This is a genomic window from Novosphingobium sp., from assembly GCF_036803765.1.
GTDB lineage: Bacteria > Pseudomonadota > Alphaproteobacteria > Sphingomonadales > Sphingomonadaceae > Novosphingobium.
The window spans coordinates 194,655-213,537 of the sequence record NZ_DAIRTS010000002.1 but is presented as its reverse complement, the minus strand read 5'-3'; the positions used below and the strand labels follow the sequence as shown (position 1 = coordinate 213,537).

The window sequence follows — 18,883 nt, the reverse complement described above, 5'->3', positions numbered from 1 at the left end:
AGCGCCGCTGTCAGGCTACATCAGCCGCCAGGTAATGGGCAGGGTCAGCGACCTCGGCCCGCCCGGCGGCGGTGGCAGCGTGCCGGCGCGGCGGGGCAGCGCCATGGCCTCGCGATCAAGGGCTGCGGAGCCGGAGCCGCCGAGCAGCTCGGTCTTTTCGACGACCCCCGATGCATTGACGTAGACCCTGATGCGGGCCGTCCCCTCCTCGCCGCGTTTCTGGGCGGAGAGCGGGTAGGATTGTTTCGCGGCGATGATGCGGGTCACCTGCCGCGACCAGTCCGTGCCCTGCGCACTGGCTCCGCCGATGCCGATACCGCTCATGCCGATGGCCACGAAACCCAGCAGGGCCGATGCAGCGCGGGCAGGGGGAGAGGGCATGGGTTCAGTCCTTGTCGAGCGATGGCGGCAGCGCGACAGCAGGGCCGCCTGGTAGCCCGATCCTGACGATCGTTGGTTAGGGTGTGGGCGCGATGGGCCTACGCAAGACTACGCAAGGGTAGGGCGGGTCAAAGCGCGATCCACTCCTCCTCGACCGGCACGCGCTTGAGGGCCGGGCGCAAGGCGCGGTCTTCCTCGTGGCGGAAGTGGTCGAGCTGTTCGAGGAGGCTGTCGGGTTCGGCCGGATCGAGCGGTGCCTGCATGAGCTGGTCGAGCGCGGTGGATGCGGTTGCGATGGCTGCGACCACATCCCGCGTCGCGGCCGCTGCGCATTCGGCGAGGCCGGTGCCGCGCGCGATCCCCTCGGCCGCGGCCTGCACGCAGGACCGGGCATCGCGCGCCGCCTCGGCGCTGCGTTCGGCCAGTGCGCGGGCCTCGCTCGCGACGACGGCAAATCCGCCCGCCGCGTGCGCCGCGCGGGCGCTTTCGACGCCGGCGTTGAGCGCGAGCAGGTTGGTGCGGAAGGCGATATTGTCGATCGACGCGACGAGTGCGGCCATGCGCTGCGCATCCTGCGCGATGGCCTGCATTGCCGCGTACATGGTCTCGGTGTGCGCTTGCGCCACCAGGCAAGCATCGCGCGCGGTGGCCAGGGCAGCGCCCGCGACGTGGGCGCCCTCGCGCATCGCACTCGTCGCCGCGGTCATATCCTCCAGCGCCTCGTCCTGGCGCGTCGACTGCGTGGCAAGGGCGGAAGAGGCTGCGGCGATCTGGTCGAGCATGGCCTGCATGGTCTCGCTGGCCGTGGCGATCTGGGCGAGCGGGGGCTGCGGCTCGGCTTCGATCGACGTATCGGGCGGGGCGAGGATCAGCGGGCGGGGACGGGTGAGCGCGGTCCGCAGCCTTGCGGGGAGGGTCAGATGGGCCATGTCGGGGAACGCCTTTTGCGGCACTTTGCGTGCTGGCGATCAGGCTAGCGGGTGGCCGGCAAGGATGCGGTAACCATACCCGCTCGCAAGAATGCTGGCCGTATTTTCCGCGAGGGGCATGCCGATGCCGTGTTTACCCGCCCCGTCGCCCGCGCCACCATGGCGGGTATGATGCACCGATTCGTCCTGCCGTCTCGCCCGCGCGCCCGCGCCGCCGGCTCCCTGTTCGCTCTGGCCCTGTCGCTGGCGATGACCATGCCGGTGCCAGCGCTGGCCAAGGCCGCAGCGCCCGCGCGCAAGGCCGTGACGGCCCGCAGCGCCACCCCCGCGCCGCCACCGGCACCCGCACCGGTGCCCGATCTGGCAACGGTCGCGCTGGTGACCGAGCTGGGCTCGATCGTCGTCGAACTCGATGGCAAGCATGCGCCGCTGTCGGTGGGCAATTTCCTCCATTACGTCGATGCCAAGCGCTATGACGGGATGCTGTTCTATCGCGCCATGCACCTTGAATGGGGGCAGCAGCCGAATGGCCTGCTCCAGGGCGGCATTCGTGACAGCCGCCTGCTGTTCAAGCCGATCGCGCACGAGCCGACCACGCAGACGGGCATCCTGCACAAGGCCGGCACACTCTCGATGGCGCGTCTGGCCCCCGGCACGGCGACCTCGGATTTCTCCATCCTGCTGTCGGACATCCAGGGCCTGGATGCCGACCCGTCATCGCCCGATCCCGAGGGGCAGCTGGGCTATGCCGCATTCGGGCACGTGGTCTCGGGCATGGATGTCGTGCGCAGGATCTGGGACCAGCCGATTTCGGCGACGCTCGGCGAGGGGGCGATGCGCGGCCAGATGCTGGACAAGCCGGTCAAGGTGCTGAGCGCGCGGCGCGTGCCGAACGCGACACCGGCGCCGGCTGCTGCGCCGGCACCCACGCCGGCAACTCCGCCAGCACCCGCCGCGCCGCAGCCCTGATCACGCCCCGTCGGGGCAGATGACCGGCGCACTCTGCCCGCGGCGGAACAGGGTGAGGCGATAGGTGAAGGCATCGCCGCCGGCGGACTGGTTGGGGCCGGCGACCAGGTCCACCGTGTCGCCGCGCGCGAGGTCGAGCGGCAGCGGACCGGGAGCCTGCCGATCGACCAGCACCGCCTGCCAGACCGGCCTGCCGTTGTGCAGCACGGTCAGATCCACGCCATCGCCCACGGCCGCCTTGGCGAAGCAGGCGCGCAGGTCGAGCGACTGGGCGCCTGGCGCGGTATAGCGCCAGACCGCGCGCAGCGGCGCGCTGCCGGTGCCGGCCACCGCGGCGGTCGTGGCGTTGATCCGCAAAGGCCGCGAATAGGCATTGCCGAAATAGCCGGTCCACGTGTCGTCGATCCAGTCGAGCGTGGTGTCCTTGCCGTCTTTCGCACGCACGAAATAGCGCCACGCGCCCGTGCCCCAGCCGAACAGGGTATCGCCCACGACGGATGAGGCGCCGGGGGTGAAGCCCTTGCCGATCAGCACGATGGGTTCTTCGCCGATCATGGGCGCCGCCAGCGTGGCGCCGGTCGGGGAATAGGCCCTCGTGCCGCTGCCGAGCACGAGGCTGCGCAGCGTTCCCCAGATCACGGTGACGTCATCCCCGAAGCGCCAGGCCTGGAGCAGGGGATCGCCAAGGTCGAGCCGCAAGGGACGGCCCTTGGGCAGCACGGCAGCCTGGAGGAAGCGGAACGCTCGGCCCTGCTCCTTGAGCGCACTGCCCGAGACCAGGCCCATGGTGGGATAGCCGGATTGGTCGACCAGCGCATACCAGCTGGCCATGGCGACATCGTTGGCGGCGAGCAGGGTCGCCTGCTTGACCAGCTCGCCCGCGGCCAGAGTCTGGTCGGCGGTGGCAAGGCCGAACTCGGTGGCCCAGACGGGCAGGCGCCGGCCGCTCGCATCCATCGCCGCGCGCAGCTTCGCCAGTTCGAGGTCCACCCCCTCGCCGCGCGTGCGATAGGGGTGAACCGCGATGCCGTCGACCTGCGTCAGGAGGCCGGCGGCGAACAGCGGGCGCAGGAAGCCGGTGCCGATCATGTTGGTCGATCCGCCGAGCAGGGCGGGGCTTCCGCCAAGCTTTGCGCGCACCGTGGCGGCGAGGCGGACATAGGCGGCTGTACTGTCGGTGCCCGGTGCAAAGCGCATGACGCGCGTGCCGTTGATCTCGTTGCCGAGTTCGATCGCGACGAGGCACGGGCCGAAGGCCTGCGTGAGCGCGACGAGGTAGTCGGCGAACGCGGTGCGGCCTGCATCGGACGAGACCCACTGGCCTTCATCGTAGAGCGGATGGACGGGGACTTGCGTCAGGATCAGGCGACGTCCGGCCTTGCAGGCACCCTTGAGCGTCTGCGCGGTGCTGCTGTCGAGCGCATAGCGGCCCTTGGTCGGCTCGCCCATCGGCCAGGGCAGCGAATCGCGCTGCAATGGGGACAGGACATCGGCGGTGAGCGCGTTGCCCGTTGGCGGCCAGCCCTGGCTGAAATGGGTCTGCACGCCGAGAACGAAGGATGACTCGGCGACCGCCGAGGCGGGGAGGGTGAACATGGCCAGTGTGGCGCACACCTTTCCCGCAATGACGCGCCGCCGTGGCCACGTATTGTGCCGCGCGCCGGGAGAGCCTAACCTGCGATGGTGGTGCATTGCGGCCGGCTCCGAACAAAGGACGAGGCCAGTTTTCCCGAGACTTAGCCCTGCGCCAATACGCAAGTTTACGTGGATTCGTGCCCATTGCCCGAATCGAGCGCAGCCAGCCCTGCCTCGATAACGTCGCCGACCCGCGCGAGGTCGTCCTCTGCAATGCAATAGGGCGGCAGCACATAGACGGTATTGCCCAGCGGGCGCAGCAGCACGCCGTTGTCGCGGGCGAAGGCCATGAGATGGGGCGCCAGCGCGGACAGGTACCCGCCGTCGGGGGTTTCGAAATCGACTGCGATGATCGTGCCGCAGCGGCGCGGCGCCGTCGCGCCGGGCAGCGTGGCCAGGCGCTGCAGCAACGCATCCTGGCGCAAGCCCAGCGTCGCGATCCGCTCGCGTACCGGCTCCTCGCGCCATATCGCGAGGTTGGCGACCGCGGCGGCGCACGCGATCGGGTTGGCGGTGTAGCTGGAGGAATGGAAGAAGGTCCTGGCCCGGTCGGTGGACCAGTGGGCCGCGAAGATCCGCTCCTGCGCGACGGTGACGGCGAGCGGCATCGAGCCGCCGGTGAGCCCCTTGGCGAGGCACAGGATGTCGGGCACCACACCGGCCTGCTCGCATGCCAGCAGCGTACCCGTACGGCCGAACCCGGTCATCACCTCGTCGGCGATCAGCAGCACGTCGTGGCGCCGGCAGACCTCGGCCATCGCGGCGAGCACGGCGGGCGGGTAAAACAGCATGCCGCCTGCGCCCAACACCAGCGGCTCGACGATCAGCGCAGCGGGCTTGCCGTGGCCAGTATCGACGCACGCGGCTTCGAGTGCGGCCACGGTGTTGGCGCCATCGGCTAGGGGGAACGGGATCGACTCGACGTCGAACAGCAGCGGGCCGTACGCCGCGTTGTAGACCCCGCGCTCGCCGACCGACATCGTGCCGATCGTGTCGCCGTGATAGCTGTGCTGCATCACCAGGATGCGCTGGCGCGCCTCGCCGGTATGGTGCCAGTAGCCCAGCGCCATCTTGAGCGCGACTTCGACGCAGGTGCTGCCGCTGTCGGAGAAGAACACCCGCGTCAGCGCCGGCGGCAGCATCGCCGTGAGTTCGCGCGCCACGGTCTCGGCCGGCTCGTGCGTCCAGCCGGCGAAGATCACCTGGTCGAGGCGCTCGGTCTGCGCGCGGATCGCGGCCATGATCCGGGGGTGATTGTGCCCGTGGGTCGTCACCCACCACGAGGAAATCGCGTCGATCATCCGGCGCCCGTCCTCGAGCACCAGCGCCGCGCCCTCGCCGCGCGCGACCCGCAGGATCGGCTGTTCGAGGCCGTGCTGCCAGAACGGGTGCCAGACCGGCGAGCCGCTCATGCGAAGTCTCCGGGCGCGAAGTTCGCGGCGAAGGCCGTGGCCAGCGTGGCCGGCGTCACGGTCTCGAGCATCGGCAGGCGTCCGAGGCGGCGGACCTTGGCGATTGCGGCGATGGTCGCCTCGTTGTCCTCGTTGGCGTCGCCGACGAAGGCGATCCCGTGGATCGGCACGCCGCGCGCGCGCAGCGCCTCGATCGTCAGCAGGCTGTGGTTGATCGTGCCCAGCCCGGTACGCGCCACGACGATGACCGGCAGGTTCCACCAGGCGAAGATGTCGGCATAGAGCGTGCCGCGCGTCACCGGCACCAGCGCGCCGCCCGCGCCCTCGACCACCAGCGGGTCGTGATCGGGCACGGCAAGCCGCGCCGGGTCGATATGCACGCCGTCGAGCTCGGCCGCGCGGTGGGGGGAGAGCGGCTCGGTCAGGCGATAGGCCTCGGGCACGCAGTGGCTGGCCGGCACGCCTGCCAGCTGCGCCACCGCGTCGCGATCCGCGCCATCGGCGAGACCCGATTGGACGGGCTTCCAGTAGTGTGCCTGCAAAGCGCTGGTCAGCGCAGCGCTGAACATGGTCTTGCCGATCCCGGTGTCGGTGCCGGTGACGACGAAGCGGGCCATCAGATATGCTCCCGAAGGGTGCCGGCGAGCGCATCGACGTCGGCGGGGGTCGCGTTGAGCGTGAGCGAGATGCGCAGGCGGCTGGTGCCGGCGGGCACCGTAGGCGGGCGAATGCCGCGCACGTCGAACCCGGCGGCCTGGAGCTTTGCCGCCAGCGCCATGGTGCGCGCGTCGTCGCCGAGGATCAGCGGCAGGACCTGGCTGCCGCTGACGGTCGCGCCCAGCGGGCCGAGCACCCTTTCCGCATGACGGACCAGCGCCTCGAGCCTAGCGCGCCGCTCGGGCTCGTCGGCGCAAATGCGCAAGGCCTCGCGCACCGCGCTCGCCATCAGCGGGCTGGGCGCGGTGGAAAAAATGAAGGGGCGACCGCGATTGACGAGGAAGTCGCGCACCACGGCGGGGCCGCAGACCAGTGCGCCTTCGCATCCCAGCGCCTTGCCGCACGTGCGCAAGACCACGACGTCGGGGCGTCCATCAAGATGCGCGGCCAGACCGCGACCGTCGGGGCCGAAGACGCCGGTGGCATGGGCTTCGTCGATCACCAGCACCGCGCCGTGGCGCTCGGCCACCGCGATCAGGTCGTCGAGCGGGGCACGGTCGCCGTCCATCGAATAGAGGCTTTCGACCGCCAGCCACAGCGTGCCGGTGTTGCCCGCAGCGCGCCAGGCGCGGGCGCGGTCGTCGAAACTTTGCGCGTCGTTGTGCCGGGCGAGCGCGGTCTCGGCCCGCGCCAGGCGCAGGCCCTCGTGGACCGAGGCGTGGATGAGTTCGTCGCACAGCACGAGGTCGCCACGCTGCGGCAGCGTGCTGATCAGCGCGACATTGGCGGCATAGCCCGCGCCGAACCACAGCGCCGCCTCGCAACCGAAGAATGCGGCGGCCTCGGCCTCCAGCGCCTCGTGCTCGGGATCGTTGCCGCGCAGCAGGCGCGACCCACCCGAACCGACCGCGACGCCGCGCGCCAGCGCCTCGGCAACAGCGGCGCGCAGGCGCGGCGCCTGCGCGAGACCGAGATAGTCGTTGGAGGAAAAGTCGATACCGGCGCGCGGGATCAGCCGGCGCAGGCGGGACCGCTCGGCCAGGGCTGCCAGGTCGGCGGCCTGTGCCTGCCACGGCGAAGTGGCGACAGGGTCTGTCATGGCCTCAGGCCGCGCAGCCTCCGCTGCATCCGCCACAGCCTTCATTGCGCGCATCGGCTCCTCGCCTTCCATGGGTTTGAGGCCGAGGCGGGCGAACATCGCCGCGTCGCTGTCGTCGCCGGCATTGGGGGCGGTGAGCAGCTTGTCGCCGGTGAAGATCGAGTTCGCACCGGCCATGAAGCACAGCGCCTGCGTCGCCTCGCTCATGCTCTCGCGTCCGGCCGAGAGGCGGACCATCGACAGCGGCATGGTGATGCGTGCGACCGCCACGGTGCGCACGAATTCGATGTCGTCGATCTTGGCAAGCGGGGTATCGGCCAGCATGTCGCCCAGAACGGTGCCCTTGACCGGGACCAGCGCGTTGACCGGCACGCTTTCAGGGTGCTGTTCGAGCGTCGCCAGCGCATGGACGAAACCGACGCGGTCGCTGCGCGTCTCGCCCATGCCGACGATGCCGCCCGAGCAGACGTTGATTCCCGCCTCGCGCACCACGCTCAGCGTATCGAGCCGGTCCTGGAACGTGCGGGTGGTGATGACCTCGTTGTAGCGTTCGGGCGAGGTGTCGATGTTGTGATTGTAGTAGTCCAGCCCGGCCTCGGCGAGCTGCGCGGCCTGGTCGGGGCTGAGCATGCCCAGCGTCATGCAGGTTTCGAGCCCCATCTCGCGCACGCCCGTCACCATCTGGACGATCGCGCCCATGTCGCGGTCCTTCGGGTTGCGCCAGGCGGCGCCCATGCAGAAGCGCTTGGAACCGGCGTCGCGGGCCTGTGCGGCGGACTGGAGCACGGCCTGCACGTCCATCAGCTTGCTTGCGGCGACGCCGCTGTCCGCCTTGACCGACTGCGAGCAATAGCCGCAGTCCTCGGGGCAGCCCCCGGTCTTGATCGACAGCAGCGTGCACAGCTGCACTTCGCCGGCGCGGTGGTGTGCGCGGTGGACCTCGGCAGCGCGGAAGACCAGTTCGGTAAAGGGCAGATCGAACAGCGCGGCGATCTCCTCGCGGCTCCAGTCGGTGCGCGTCGCCGGGTGGGCGGCCGCAGGGGCTTCGAGCGTGGCAAGGTCGGACATCGGGCGACTCCGTTCGGGTCTGTTACAGGACAAAGGCACTATTTAGCCGTGCCTTTAATCAAAGGGCCGGGCAAGGGAAAGGGCCGCGGTTGCGCGCTGCGAAATGGGGCGGGTATGCTGGCATTTGCCGATAGTTAACGTCGGCGCGCTAGGCGGGTGCGGGCGACATCGGGCGCCGGGACACAGGATCGGAAATCAGGCGTGCAGGGCAAAGAGGCATATTCGGGCAGGATCGGGGTTGTCGGGCTGGGCTATGTCGGCCTGCCGCTGGCGATCGCCTTCGCGCGCAAGTTCGACGTGGTCGGTTTCGATGTCAGCGCGCACCGCATTTCCACGCTGCGCGCGCATCACGACTATACCGGCGAAGTCTCGCCCGAGGATCTTGCCGCCTCGAGCCTCGTCGTGACCGACGACGCGGCGGCGCTGCGCGATTGCCCGGTCATCATCGTCACCGTGCCCACCCCGGTCGACGAAAGCCGCCGGCCCGATTTCACCCCGGTGCGCATGGCCTGCGAGACGCTGGGCAAGGTGATCGCGCCGGGCACGGTGATCGTGTTCGAATCGACCGTCTATCCCGGCGCGACCGAGGAAGTCTGCGCCCCGGCGATCGAGGCGGTCTCGGGCCTCAAGGCGGGGGTCGATTTCAAGCTCGGCTACAGCCCCGAGCGCATCAATCCCGGCGACAAGGACCACCCCTTCGAGAAGATCGTCAAGGTCGTGGCGGGCGAGGACGCAGAGACGCTCGACCTGCTCGCCGGGCTTTATGGCGCGGTGGTCGAGGCCGGGATCCACCGGGCAAGCTCGATCAAGGTGGCCGAGGCCGCCAAGGTGATCGAGAACACGCAGCGCGACATCAACATCGCATTGATGAACGAGATTTCGAAGATCTGCGACCTCGTGGGCATCCGCACCAGCGAAGTGCTGGCCGCCGCGGGGACCAAGTGGAACTTCCTGCGCTTCTATCCCGGCCTCGTCGGCGGGCACTGCATCGGCGTGGATCCCTATTACCTCACCGCCAAGGCCGAGCAGCTGGGCTATCACCCTCAAGTGATCCTTGCCGGTCGGCGCATCAACGACGGCATGGGCGCCTATATCGCCCAGCGCACGGTCAAGATGCTGGCGGGCGCGGGCTGTGCGCTCAAGCAGGCGCGGGTCGGCATCCTGGGGCTGACCTTCAAGGAGAACGTGCCCGATATCCGCAATTCCAAGGTCGAGGATATCTGGCGCGAACTGCAGGATTTCGGGATCGAGCCCCTGCTTCACGATCCCATGGCCGACCCGGCCGCCGCGCGCCACGAATTCGGCGTGGAGCTGAGCGATCTGGACGCCTTCCAGGATCTCGACGCGGTGATCTATGCGGTGTCGCATCGCGATTACGCGGCTATGGGCGGCGCTGCGATTGCGGCCATGTTGCGCCCGGGTGGCGTGCTGGTGGACGTGAAGTCCGCGCTGCGAACCGAGGACTTGCCGCAAGGGGTGCAGTACTGGAGCCTCTGAGCGAGGCTTGGGACTTCACAGGGGTACTGACGATCGGATTGTCCTTCCGTCCCGTTCGTCCTGAGCCTGTCGAAGGACGAGAAAGCGCGGAGCTTGCTGGCCCTTGGCCCTTCGACAAGCTCAGGGCGAACGGAGGTGGCCCGGCGACACGAGACCGGGGCAATGGCGGCGGACGAGGTGAGCGATGCTGGACCGCCGAACCCGATCGTCGACACCTGCGCATTTTCGCTCCGTTCGTCCTGAGCCTGTCGAAGGACGAGCAGGCCCGCCCGCGGCCAGCCTGATCGCCGTCTCAGACCCCGGCGACCGCTGCGACGTGCGCCAGTCGCTGGTCCCATGTGTGATGTGCGGCGACGAAAGCCGCGCCGGCGCGCGCACGCTCGAGGTCCTGGGGGCAAGGGCCATGGCGCAGTCGGGCGAAAAGATCTCGCGCTTCCTCGGGCCCGCACACCACGTGACAGAAATCGGCGAACATCGCATCCACCGATCGTGCGGCAGACGTTACCGCGATGCCGCCGCAAGCGAGGATCTCGACCAGCCGGCGCGAGAACATCGTGGCCGAATCCGTCACGGTGTTGACGTTCAGCGAGACGAGGTTGTCCTTGTAGATGTGTGCGGTCCGGGCATGTGCGATCGCGGGGCGCACGTCGATGCCGCCGTCTGCCGGATAGCGGTAGATCGAGGAGGGGCGGGCCGAATTGCGGTCGTAGACGGTCAGCCCCAGGCCACTGTCGAGCGCCGCGGCAAAGGCCATGTCCTGCCACGCACGCCGGGCGGGATGAATATGCTTGCTGTAGCTGCCCACGAAATTGGCCGTGGCGTGGCGGAAGGCGAAGCCCGTGAAGGAGTGATAGGCCGGCTGGACCGGAAACGGCAGGACATGCACCGAGGCCTGGGTCCCGATCGCCGCGCGATAGCGGTCGAGGCAGTTGGCATCGACGGTGAAGACATGGTCGAACAGGCGCGCGCTGTCGACGAAGCGACCGAAGTGGACCCCGTCCTCCTTGTTCCAGAAGACGGCCGGGATGCCGAGGTCACGCGCCGCGTGCACCAGCAGACGCAAGCGGCGGTTGCTGCGCCACCAGTGGGGATAGGCGGCGACGCGATAGCGCCAGGTCTGCGCCGGTCCGTGCCAGGCGCTTTCGACCAGCAGCATGTCGGGTCGGGTCTGGGCGAGGAGACGGCGGAAGGCCCCCAAAGTCGCCAGCGCCGGGACCGCGATCACGCGGCATTCGGGGGTGAGGCAGGCATGAGTCAGCTCGTCTGCCACAAGCGCGACCTTGAGCGCGGCGAATGGGGCGGGGGACAGCGTCACGGCAACGTGTGTCCGTCGGCGAACACGAAGCGGGGCGCTGCAGCGCTGCCGGGCGGGCACCAGGGACGCTGGAGGCGCGTGCCACGAACCATCACGCGGCGGCGCACCGGCATATCGCCGAAATCGTTCGCGCCGATGCGGATGCCGGTCGACGGACACTCGCCCTGCGGTTTGGTGCAGGCCGTGGTGCGCGCCATGTCGCAGAACCACTCCTCGATGGCGGGGGCCGCGCTGCCCGCCGCGAAGCGGCTGCCGTCGATCACGGCATCGCCCGAATCGTCGCGCAGCTTGATTGCGCTGCCGCAGAAGTCGGTGAAGGTGTTTCCGGTGATCATTGCTCCGCGCGCATGGCTGGCGAGATAGATGGCATGAAGGCCCGCGCATCGGGCTGGGTCGGCCGTGCGGATGCGGCGGAACGCGATGGCGCGGATCGTGGTGTCATGCGCATTGACCAGGCGGATCGCGGCTGTGGACGGGGCCGCGTTGTCGTTCCCAGCCCCGCCGCTGCCGGAGCCGATGTCCTCGATCGCAAGATCGGTCAGCACCGTGCCCCGATTGAAGGCGGCCGGGTCTGTTCGGTTGCCATCGAGGCTTATGGCGGTGGCGTAGTGCGCGATGCGGAAGGCGCGCACGGTCAGTCCGCTGTCACGGCCCAGCGTGCCGCGATAGTGCAGCCAGGTTCCCGTGCCGTCGCCGACGAAGGCTGGAAGCTCACCAGCGGTTCGATCGCCGGTGATCACGATCGGTCCGCGCTGCACGCGCGCATCGATGATGAGGGTCTGCGCGCGGTACGTGCCGGGCAGCACCACGATCGTGACGGCCTCGCCGGGCGTTACGGCCCGGGCCTTGTCCCACGCGGCCGGCAGCGTCGCGAGCGCCTGGTCCGGGGAGGTACCGGCAGCGGTGTCGCTGCCGGTCGGCGACAGGTACAGCGTTGCTGCCCTCGCTGGGAAGGCCAGCAGACACAGCAGCGCAAGAAAGAAGGCTGTGGGCAATGCCTTGAGCCATCGTGCGCGGTTGGACAGATGCCTGTCGTTCATGCCGCCGCCTGTGCCAAAGGCAATTGCAAACCCAGCGCCGTACCGAAGCGCGCGTTGTAGGCCCTGATGGCATGTCGCAACTGGGGCACATGGCGTGCGAAGCCGGCGTGATCCGTTGCGGTCAAAGTTGTCGGCCGGGGGCGGCCGGTGGTGCTCGACGTCGCATTGCGATTGGCGGTGGTCGCGACGATGTCGTCCAGTTCTTGGCGGGATGGTGAGAGGCCGAGCGGGGCAAAGAGGTGCCCGGCCAGCCAGCCTGCCCGATCGGGCGCGGCGATGGAGGCATCAAGGTCGAGCGGATGGATGGTGACGGCAAGGCCGGGCGGTGCGGGCCCGTCCGCGATGGCGCGGGCGCGCTTGAGACTTGTGCAGTATCGCATCACGAATGTGTCGAGATCGTCGCGGAACCACGGCATGGCCTGTAGCGAAAGCCAGCAATCGACCGGGTTGCGGATGCAGTGCAGCCAGACCAGCCGCTCGAACGCCGGTGCGACGATCGCGCCGAGCGTCCCGTGTTGACGCTCCAGCTGCGGGCTCTTGCAGCCGTGAATGTCCGCCTCCGGCCGAAAGAGGCGGCGATCTTTGGACAAGATGCCGAACAGGTCGGCCACCGCCTGCGCACGTTTGCCGCGTGCGTAATTGGCGGCATACCCCTCTGGATAGGCGCGTTCGGCAGCATCGAGCGTGGCGCGGATGGTGTTGACCAGGCCGCTGCGGATCTCGCCCTGGATGCACAGGCGGGGATGCCGGTTCAGGTAGTCGGCAAACTGGCGCGTACCGCAGCGCGGCATGCCGCAAAGCGCGACGAACGTTTCGAGCGGGGGGCGGGCCGCATCGGTCACAGCGTTTCCGCCACGCGGTCTTCATCGCAGATCGCCTCGGGCATGGGGGCCTGAGCGTCGGCCGGGGCGAACGCCTGCGCGAGGGAGCCGGAAAAGAACTGTGCCATGACCTGCTCCACCCCCAGCGCGTTGACGGTGCGCAAGTCGGGGTCGAAGAACATGCCGCGGGCCGGGTGCGCCGTGATGATCTCGTAACTGGGAAAGTAGGCGACGTGATCGTGGCCGTCGGCCAATTCGCCGGCAACGGCGCGCAGGACGGACTTGGATCGCACCGTTGCCGGCAGCACATGCCCGCCACTGGCCGTCGCTACGAGCGGAACCGGTGATACCGTCAGCAGGATCCGGGCCCTCGGATTGACCGCCCGAATGAGGGCGATCAGCGCCTCCATATCCTCGAGCACGTCGGCATGGCGCAGGTTTCGGAAGGCATGCAGCGCTGGATCGAAGGCCCCTGCCAGCGTGCCCGGCGCGGTCGGGTAGACGGTGCCGTCGATCAGGCTTTGCCAGCATTCGGTCAGGCCCAGCGTGAACACCAGCAGGTCCATCGTCTCCAGCATGGTGCGCACGGCCGCGAGGTGCAGCTGCCGCGCCCTGACCACCGTATCGGCGCTGGCATGGCCGGCGGGATCGACGGCAGGCCGCAGTGCATCGAAAAAGCGCCCGTCGCGGGTCCAGATCGCCTCGTTCGGACGGCGATGCCCGTATGCTTCCTCCACCAGCTGGCGCATCTGGCGCGCGGTGTAGATGTTGCCATAGCGGCAGGAAAACAGCCCGTAGCCAAAGCGCCGGGCTTCGTCGCTGCTAGCGAAGACCGGCGGCGCGGGTTCGCAATCGAGGAAGTCCGCGCCCCGCCGGGCGAGGGCGTTGCCGATGTGCTGGGCAAAGCAGCTGCCGGCCGTGGCGATGCGATCGTGGCGCGACAGCGCGATCGGGTCCCACAGGTCGGTCATGGCCGTGCAGTGGCGGTCGGCCACCGCGCCGGACCAGAAGGCGCGGGCCTCGCGACCGCGATAGGGATTGACCATCAGGCGTGCTCCTTGCGCAGGACGGGGAGGGTTGGGGCCGAGGGGATCGGGTTGTGGTTTGGGACAGAAGATTCTCGGGCGGTTCCCGCGAGCCAGGCTGCGACGCGTTCGCCTGCGGCGAGATCGCTCGGCGCAAAGGGGGGCGATACCGGCGCGGGCCGGCGACGCCCGGGGCGGAGGGGACGAAGCGGCGCATCGCGCAGCGAATGCCACATCGTCAGCAGGCTGGCCGGCGCGGTATCGGTGGCGGTCAGGGCCGCGCGCAACCACGGCAGATAGTGGCTTCGTGCCATGTGATGTCCGGCGTTGCCGTCGTAATCGGTGTGCAGGAGTAGGCGTTGCGCGGCGGGCAGATGCGCGATTGCGGCGACGAACGGCAGCATGTGATGGCGCATGTGATGACCGTCACCCAGCGACAGCGCATAGATCACGGTGTTGTCGAACCCACCGGCGTAGAGGCGGGCGCAATCGGCCACGGTGACGCTGTCGAGCGGCACCTCCGGCGGAAGCTCAGGCCAACAGGCGGCGCGGTAGCTGGCGACCTGGCGCGGATGGTAACGCTCGATCGCGGTCTGCGGATTGGCGACCACCACAATGCTGCCGGGCACGGCGTGGGACTGGACGAGCGCGGCAAAGCCGCCGCCCGAGGTGCCGAAGAAGGCCGTGCGCACGACCTTGAGCTGCTGGATCGTGGCCGCGATCACCGCTCGCAACACGGCGGGCGTGTCGAACCCTTCGTGGCCCGCATGCCAGGCCAGGCGCAAGGCGCTGTCGCAGCCCAGCGAAGGATCGCTGACAGACAGCTGATGGGTACCGGGCAAGTCGTCGATGAAGCCGTTGAACACCGGCAGCGTGGCGCGCGCCCGATCCACGCCGCCATGGAACGTCACCAGCAGGCGATCCGCGCCCGGCGCCACGCGCAGCCGCACATGCAGGTCGACGCCACCGGCGCTCAGCGTGATGGTCCGTGCCCCACGCCTGGGCGTAGCCACCTTGCGTTTCATCTGGGCGGCCATGGCCTGAGCCACGGTGTCGGACGGCAGGATGCTTGTGATACCGTTCATGCTCGGGCGCCTCCTGGAAAGGCATCGTCGGTCATGATCGCGCGCAGGATGTCCGCCACGCCTTGCGCGACGCGCGACCAGGTTCGTTCCGCCTCGACCCAGGCCCGACCGGCGCGGCCCAGCCGCTGTCGCAGGGCAGGATCGTCGAGCAGCCGGTCGAGGGCATCGGCGAGAGCGAGCGGATCGCCGGGGGCATGGACGAGCCCGGTCCGGTCCGGGGCGATCATGGCGCTGAGCGCGCGGAGGTTCGGGACCAGGACGGCTTTCTCCATCGCCAGCGCCTCGAGCGGTTTCATCGGGGAGACCATCTCGCACACCGGCCAGGGCTTGCGCGGGAAGGGGCAGATGTCGATCAGCGAATACCAGCGGGCGACATCCTCGTGCGGAACGCGGCCGGGCATGATGAGCCAATCCGCAAAGTCGCCCGATGTCGCGATGGCCCGAATGGCCTCGGCGATGGGGCCATGGCCGTCGGCGCTGGTGGTCTCGTTCCCCACGAGGAGAAGCCTGAAGGCCCGCCCGCGTGCCTTGAGCGTGGCGCAGGCCCGTGCCAGATCGTCCAGCCCCTCGTAATCCACGAAGGTGCCCACATAGCCTATGACGGGCACCCTTTCGGGAATGCCGAGTTCCGCCGCCAACGCCGCGTCGCGCGGGGCGGGGGTGAAGCGTCGCGGATCGCAGGCGTTGGGCGCCAGCGCGATGCGGTCTGCAGGCACGCCGCGGCGAACGAGCTCGTCGCGCATGGGTTCGGTCAGCGTCAGCACCCGGTCGGCCGCCAGGCAGACCTCGGTCTCGAGCCGCTCCTGCATTTCATAGGTTGCCGTATCGCGATAGCCGGCATCGCGGGACAGGCGGGTAACTTCCCAGAAGCCGCGCACCTCGTAGACGAACGGCAGTCCCAGCCGCCGCGCGGCGATCAGCGCGGGCAGGGCCACCAGGTGGTTCGACGCCGCCATCACCAGCGCTGGACGATGGGTGCGAAAATGCGCCTCCAGCGCCTGTGCCGCAGCGGGGACGTATTGGACGTAGCGCAAGCCCTTGCGGCTGGGGCGCACGATCCGGGTATATGTGATCCCGTCGATGATCTCTGGCTCGTCTGGCGTATCGCTCCCGGCCGGCCGCGGAGCGGTGCCGTCTTTTTTTTCCGGTTCAGGCGTCGTGCGATGCGCGGCGACGTCGCCCGGAAATCCGGGGCGCGTGGTCACGATGACGTCGAGCCCGGCTTCGGCAAGTCCCTGCGAGAGACCATGGGCGCGGGTGCCGTACCCGCCCGAGGCAAAGGGCAGGCTGTTGTGCAGGACGTAGCACAGCCGATCGGGGACAGTATTCAGCACGCATGCCCGGCGCTGAGGGATGAGATCGAACATCGCGAGCTGGCCGGCCAGGCCCAGGCGGAGGCGCTGGATCCGTTCCCGTGCCGACTGGCCCTGCGCGGCCGGGTGATGCGTGATCTCGGGCATCAAGCCGAGGCAGCGGTCGAAGGCCCCGGCGCGCTGGAGCGCTGCGTAGGCGCCGAGCAGGATCGGCAGGCTGCGATCGTGGGCCAAGGCTTCTTCGGCAGCGAGGGCTTCGGCCTTGCGCTGGTGCGCGGCGGCGACCCGGCCCAGACGCAGCCACTCGCGCGCACCATCGGCAGGGGGCGTTATGGCGGCTGCCGCCATCATGGATCTCACTGTAGGCAAGTCGCCCTGCACCAGGGCGGTCGCGGCCGCTTCGGGATCGGGCAGATGCCATGCAGGTTCCTCGGGCGGGGGCGGTTCGCTCGCCTCCTCCACGATGTCGGCATCGTCGAGTTCGGCGCCCGATGAATTGCCGGGGTCTGGCGGGGGCAGCAGTTTGCTGATGGCGCGAGCAGCAGTTTGCTGATGGCGCGAGCATGGCTGTGCCAGCCGCGCGTTGTTAGCACCTTTGTCCGTGCCGCCTCACCCAGGCGGCGGGCACGGGCCGGGTCGCAGGCCAGGTCGGCCAAGGCCCGGGCGAGATCGGCCGCGTCGTCCGGCGCAAAGAACGTGGCCATTTCATCTTCTGATGCTTCTTCGCGGAAAATCGGCAGGTCGGGTACGATGACGGGCAGGCCCAGCGCCATGGCTTCGACCAGCTTGATTGGCGGCACGAGTTCGGTCACCGCGCTCTGCCGGCGTGGCAGGCAAACCGCATGGCACCCGGCAAGGCGCGCGCGTGCGGAATCCGGATCGAGCCGGCCGGTGAACGTGGCGGCAATGCCTGCGGCCATCGCCTGCCGCTCGAGCATTTCGCGCAACGGGCCGTCACCCATGACGAGCAGGTCCATCGGGATGCCACGGTCGTGCAGCCGGGCGATGGCGACAAGGAGCAGGTCCAGGCCTTCGTAGGCGACCAATGCACCGGCATAACCGATGGTGAAGCGGGGCAATTTGGGCGCGTTAATCCCGGCGAAACGATCGACGTCGACGCCGTTGGGGAGCAGCGCCACGCGTTGCGGATTGAGCTCCCAGGCTGGCATCACGTGGTCGGCCAGCGTTTGCGAGATGACGAAGACCTGATCGGCGGCGCGGGCGACCAATGCCTCGAGTTCGAGCCCGAGTTGGCCGCGCTCGCTGGTGTCGAAGCCGGGGACGGCCGCCGCGCGGCTCAATTCCCACAAGCCGCGTAGCTCGTAGTGGAACGGCACGCCGAGCCGTCTTGCGGCGATGAGCGCGGGCAGGGCGTTGAGGTGGTTGGACGCGGCGTGGATTGCAGCCACGCGGGCTTCGCGGGCCCGCCGCATGATCGCGGTGCAGGCGCGGTCGACGTAGACGTCGATCGGCAGCGACTGGCCGGGTTGCCGCAGATGGTGCCAGTCGACGCCCTCGTGGTGCGTCATCAGGCCCTCGGGCGTCCCGCTGCTGTCTGCACGGTCCCAGGGATAGCCCGCCCGCGTCATCGCGGTCAGCGCCACGCCTTCGGACAGGAGTGCCTGCATCAGCGCATGGCTGCGGGTGGTATATCCGCTGGTATGCCAGGGGAGTGCGCTGGCTGCACAATAGAGCAGGCTGCGCGGCATCGGGTCATAGGCCGGTGATGCGCGTGGCGGCACCTCGGGAAGCGTCGTGGCCCAGTCCACCTGGGCGAGGATCTGCAGCGCCCGGGTTTGTTCGGAGCCGTTCATGGAAACGGTTGGCGGCAATCCTCGCAGCAGCCGCGCGGGGCTTTCGAGCATGCCTGCGTCGTATTGCCGGAACGCCAGCCACTTCGCGCGCCAGGGCTGCGGATCAGTAACGTATGCCTGTTCGGCGGCAGCTGCTGCCGCAACGGGATCGCTGGCCTGCAGGGCACGGGCGCGGTGCGCGTGGGCTTCGGCGCGCGTGACACGGGCCTTGCGTTCGCGTGCCGCAGCGGCACGGGCGGCCTGCCGCTCTGCTCGCGCGAGGGCGACAGGAGAATGCAGCAATTGAGGAGGAAGATCGGGCAGAGGGCTCGGCGGGCGCGGTTCCGACGTCTCGCCCGGCGCCTCGACGGAACGGAGCGAGGCGTCCGGTTCGAGCCCGACCCATGGTTCCGGCAGTGCATCCACGATCAGACCAGGGCTGCGCCGCAGCGCGAGCAGAGCGGTCGGCAGGCCTGTCAATCGGCGGGGCGAGCGGAAGGCCGAGACGAGCGTTTCCCCGAGGCGGTAGGGCAGGGTCTGGCGCAGCTGCCCGGCATGCTGCTCGTAGGCGGTTACGATCCGCTCGTGCTGTCGCTCCTGCCGTGCCGCCTGCAGCCGGGCGTGCTCGGCGTGGGCCTGCCATGCTGCCAGTTCGGCACGGGTCGCGACCAGTTCGGCTTCGAGGGTCGTGATATCCGGCTCGGCCGGCGTTGGCGTTGCGACCGCGCAGGTTTGCCCTACGCCGATGGCATCGGCGGCGGGGCTTTCGGGCGGGGGGAGCAACAGGCAAGAGTCATGAGTTTGCGTATCGCGCATCGGCTCCCCACGGCGCCCCTGTGGCCGA

At 69.2% G+C, this 18,883-nt stretch carries 15 protein-coding genes and 1 pseudogene; 2 read left to right on the top strand and 14 right to left on the bottom strand.

Going from position 1 to position 18,883, the window contains the following annotated elements:
- Positions 1-15 precede the first annotated feature (15 nt).
- Together V7Q48_RS02095 and V7Q48_RS02090 are read right to left on the bottom strand one after the other, a co-directional pair.
- A complete protein-coding gene (locus V7Q48_RS02095; RefSeq protein WP_333835966.1) occupies positions 16-381 on the bottom strand; it encodes an energy transducer TonB family protein in 366 nt (121 codons plus the stop codon).
- Between the two features lie 128 nt (positions 382-509).
- Positions 510-1,067 carry a methyl-accepting chemotaxis protein gene (locus tag V7Q48_RS02090; RefSeq protein WP_442947079.1) on the bottom strand — a complete coding sequence of 186 codons (558 nt, stop codon included), beginning with the start codon at positions 1,065-1,067 and terminating at the stop codon, positions 510-512.
- Positions 1,068-1,478: 411 nt separating this feature from the next.
- Between V7Q48_RS02090 and V7Q48_RS02085 the strand changes: the two genes are divergently transcribed.
- Positions 1,479-2,279, top strand: coding sequence for a peptidylprolyl isomerase (locus tag V7Q48_RS02085; protein WP_333835964.1), 801 nt, complete (start codon positions 1,479-1,481; stop codon positions 2,277-2,279).
- Here the strand turns inward: V7Q48_RS02085 and V7Q48_RS02080 are convergent, their stop codons facing one another.
- From V7Q48_RS02080 to bioB, 5 genes and pseudogenes are all read right to left on the bottom strand, one after another.
- Positions 2,280-3,875 (bottom strand): hypothetical protein, encoded by a 1,596-nt coding sequence (locus V7Q48_RS02080; protein ID WP_333835963.1) that lies wholly within the window; start codon positions 3,873-3,875, stop codon positions 2,280-2,282.
- A 164-nt stretch (positions 3,876-4,039) separates the two neighbouring features.
- A complete protein-coding gene (locus V7Q48_RS02075; RefSeq protein WP_333835962.1) occupies positions 4,040-5,326 on the bottom strand; it encodes an adenosylmethionine--8-amino-7-oxononanoate transaminase in 1,287 nt (428 codons plus the stop codon).
- A complete protein-coding gene (bioD, locus tag V7Q48_RS02070; protein WP_333835961.1) occupies positions 5,323-5,943 on the bottom strand; it encodes a dethiobiotin synthase in 621 nt (206 codons plus the stop codon). Before bioD ends, V7Q48_RS02075 begins: the two co-directional genes overlap by 4 nt.
- Entirely contained in the window at positions 5,943-7,082 is a 1,140-nt protein-coding gene (locus V7Q48_RS02065; RefSeq protein ID WP_333836011.1) for an 8-amino-7-oxononanoate synthase, read from the bottom strand. The genes bioD and V7Q48_RS02065 overlap by 1 nt, the downstream gene beginning before the upstream one ends.
- Positions 7,083-7,112: 30 nt before the next feature.
- Positions 7,113-8,150: pseudogene (bioB, locus tag V7Q48_RS02060) on the bottom strand (biotin synthase BioB); the annotation flags it as partial.
- A 201-nt stretch (positions 8,151-8,351) separates the two neighbouring features.
- On the opposite strand from bioB, the gene V7Q48_RS02055 reads away from it, so the two are divergent.
- Positions 8,352-9,647 carry a nucleotide sugar dehydrogenase gene (locus V7Q48_RS02055; RefSeq protein WP_333835960.1) on the top strand — a complete coding sequence of 432 codons (1,296 nt, stop codon included), beginning with the start codon at positions 8,352-8,354 and terminating at the stop codon, positions 9,645-9,647.
- Positions 9,648-9,939: 292 nt separating this feature from the next.
- On the opposite strand, the gene V7Q48_RS02050 is transcribed toward V7Q48_RS02055, so the two are convergent.
- The 7 genes from V7Q48_RS02050 to V7Q48_RS02020 are packed head-to-tail and all read right to left on the bottom strand — an operon-like array spanning position 9,940 to position 18,822.
- Entirely contained in the window at positions 9,940-10,962 is a 1,023-nt protein-coding gene (locus tag V7Q48_RS02050) for a CgeB family protein (RefSeq protein WP_333835959.1), read from the bottom strand.
- Entirely contained in the window at positions 10,959-12,002 is a 1,044-nt protein-coding gene (locus V7Q48_RS02045) for a hypothetical protein (protein WP_333835958.1), read from the bottom strand. The genes V7Q48_RS02050 and V7Q48_RS02045 overlap by 4 nt, the downstream gene beginning before the upstream one ends.
- Positions 11,999-12,844 (bottom strand): hypothetical protein, encoded by an 846-nt coding sequence (locus tag V7Q48_RS02040; protein ID WP_333835957.1) that lies wholly within the window; start codon positions 12,842-12,844, stop codon positions 11,999-12,001. The genes V7Q48_RS02045 and V7Q48_RS02040 overlap by 4 nt, the downstream gene beginning before the upstream one ends.
- The gene (locus V7Q48_RS02035; RefSeq protein ID WP_333835956.1) at positions 12,841-13,869 is read right to left on the bottom strand and encodes a GSCFA domain-containing protein; all 1,029 of its coding nucleotides are present in this window, start codon (positions 13,867-13,869) and stop codon (positions 12,841-12,843) included. The genes V7Q48_RS02040 and V7Q48_RS02035 overlap by 4 nt, the downstream gene beginning before the upstream one ends.
- Complete coding sequence (locus V7Q48_RS02030; protein ID WP_333835955.1) at positions 13,869-14,933, bottom strand: hypothetical protein; 1,065 nt, start codon at positions 14,931-14,933, stop codon at positions 13,869-13,871. Before V7Q48_RS02030 ends, V7Q48_RS02035 begins: the two co-directional genes overlap by 1 nt.
- A complete protein-coding gene (locus V7Q48_RS02025) occupies positions 14,930-16,597 on the bottom strand; it encodes a glycosyltransferase family 4 protein (protein WP_333835954.1) in 1,668 nt (555 codons plus the stop codon). Before V7Q48_RS02025 ends, V7Q48_RS02030 begins: the two co-directional genes overlap by 4 nt.
- 5 nt (positions 16,598-16,602) lie before the next feature.
- Complete coding sequence (locus V7Q48_RS02020) at positions 16,603-18,822, bottom strand: glycosyltransferase family 4 protein (RefSeq protein WP_333835953.1); 2,220 nt, start codon at positions 18,820-18,822, stop codon at positions 16,603-16,605.
- Positions 18,823-18,883 lie beyond the last annotated feature (61 nt).

Bases quoted from the DNA above. Each gene is read 5' to 3' on its own strand.
- V7Q48_RS02095 (WP_333835966.1), bottom strand. From the start codon at position 381: ATGCCCTCTCCCCCTGCCCGCGCTGCATCGGCCCTGCTGGGTTTCGTG.
- V7Q48_RS02090 (WP_442947079.1), bottom strand. From the start codon at position 1,067: ATGCGCGAGGGCGCCCACGTCGCGGGCGCTGCCCTGGCCACCGCGCGC.
- V7Q48_RS02085 (WP_333835964.1), top strand. From the start codon at position 1,479: ATGATGCACCGATTCGTCCTGCCGTCTCGCCCGCGCGCCCGCGCCGCC.
- V7Q48_RS02080 (WP_333835963.1), bottom strand. From the start codon at position 3,875: ATGTTCACCCTCCCCGCCTCGGCGGTCGCCGAGTCATCCTTCGTTCTC.
- V7Q48_RS02075 (WP_333835962.1), bottom strand. From the start codon at position 5,326: ATGAGCGGCTCGCCGGTCTGGCACCCGTTCTGGCAGCACGGCCTCGAA.
- bioD (WP_333835961.1), bottom strand. From the start codon at position 5,943: ATGGCCCGCTTCGTCGTCACCGGCACCGACACCGGGATCGGCAAGACC.
- V7Q48_RS02065 (WP_333836011.1), bottom strand. From the start codon at position 7,082: ATGACAGACCCTGTCGCCACTTCGCCGTGGCAGGCACAGGCCGCCGAC.
- V7Q48_RS02045 (WP_333835958.1), bottom strand. From the start codon at position 12,002: ATGAACGACAGGCATCTGTCCAACCGCGCACGATGGCTCAAGGCATTG.
- V7Q48_RS02035 (WP_333835956.1), bottom strand. From the start codon at position 13,869: ATGGTCAATCCCTATCGCGGTCGCGAGGCCCGCGCCTTCTGGTCCGGC.
- V7Q48_RS02030 (WP_333835955.1), bottom strand. From the start codon at position 14,933: ATGAACGGTATCACAAGCATCCTGCCGTCCGACACCGTGGCTCAGGCC.
- V7Q48_RS02025 (WP_333835954.1), bottom strand. From the start codon at position 16,597: ATGATGGCGGCAGCCGCCATAACGCCCCCTGCCGATGGTGCGCGCGAG.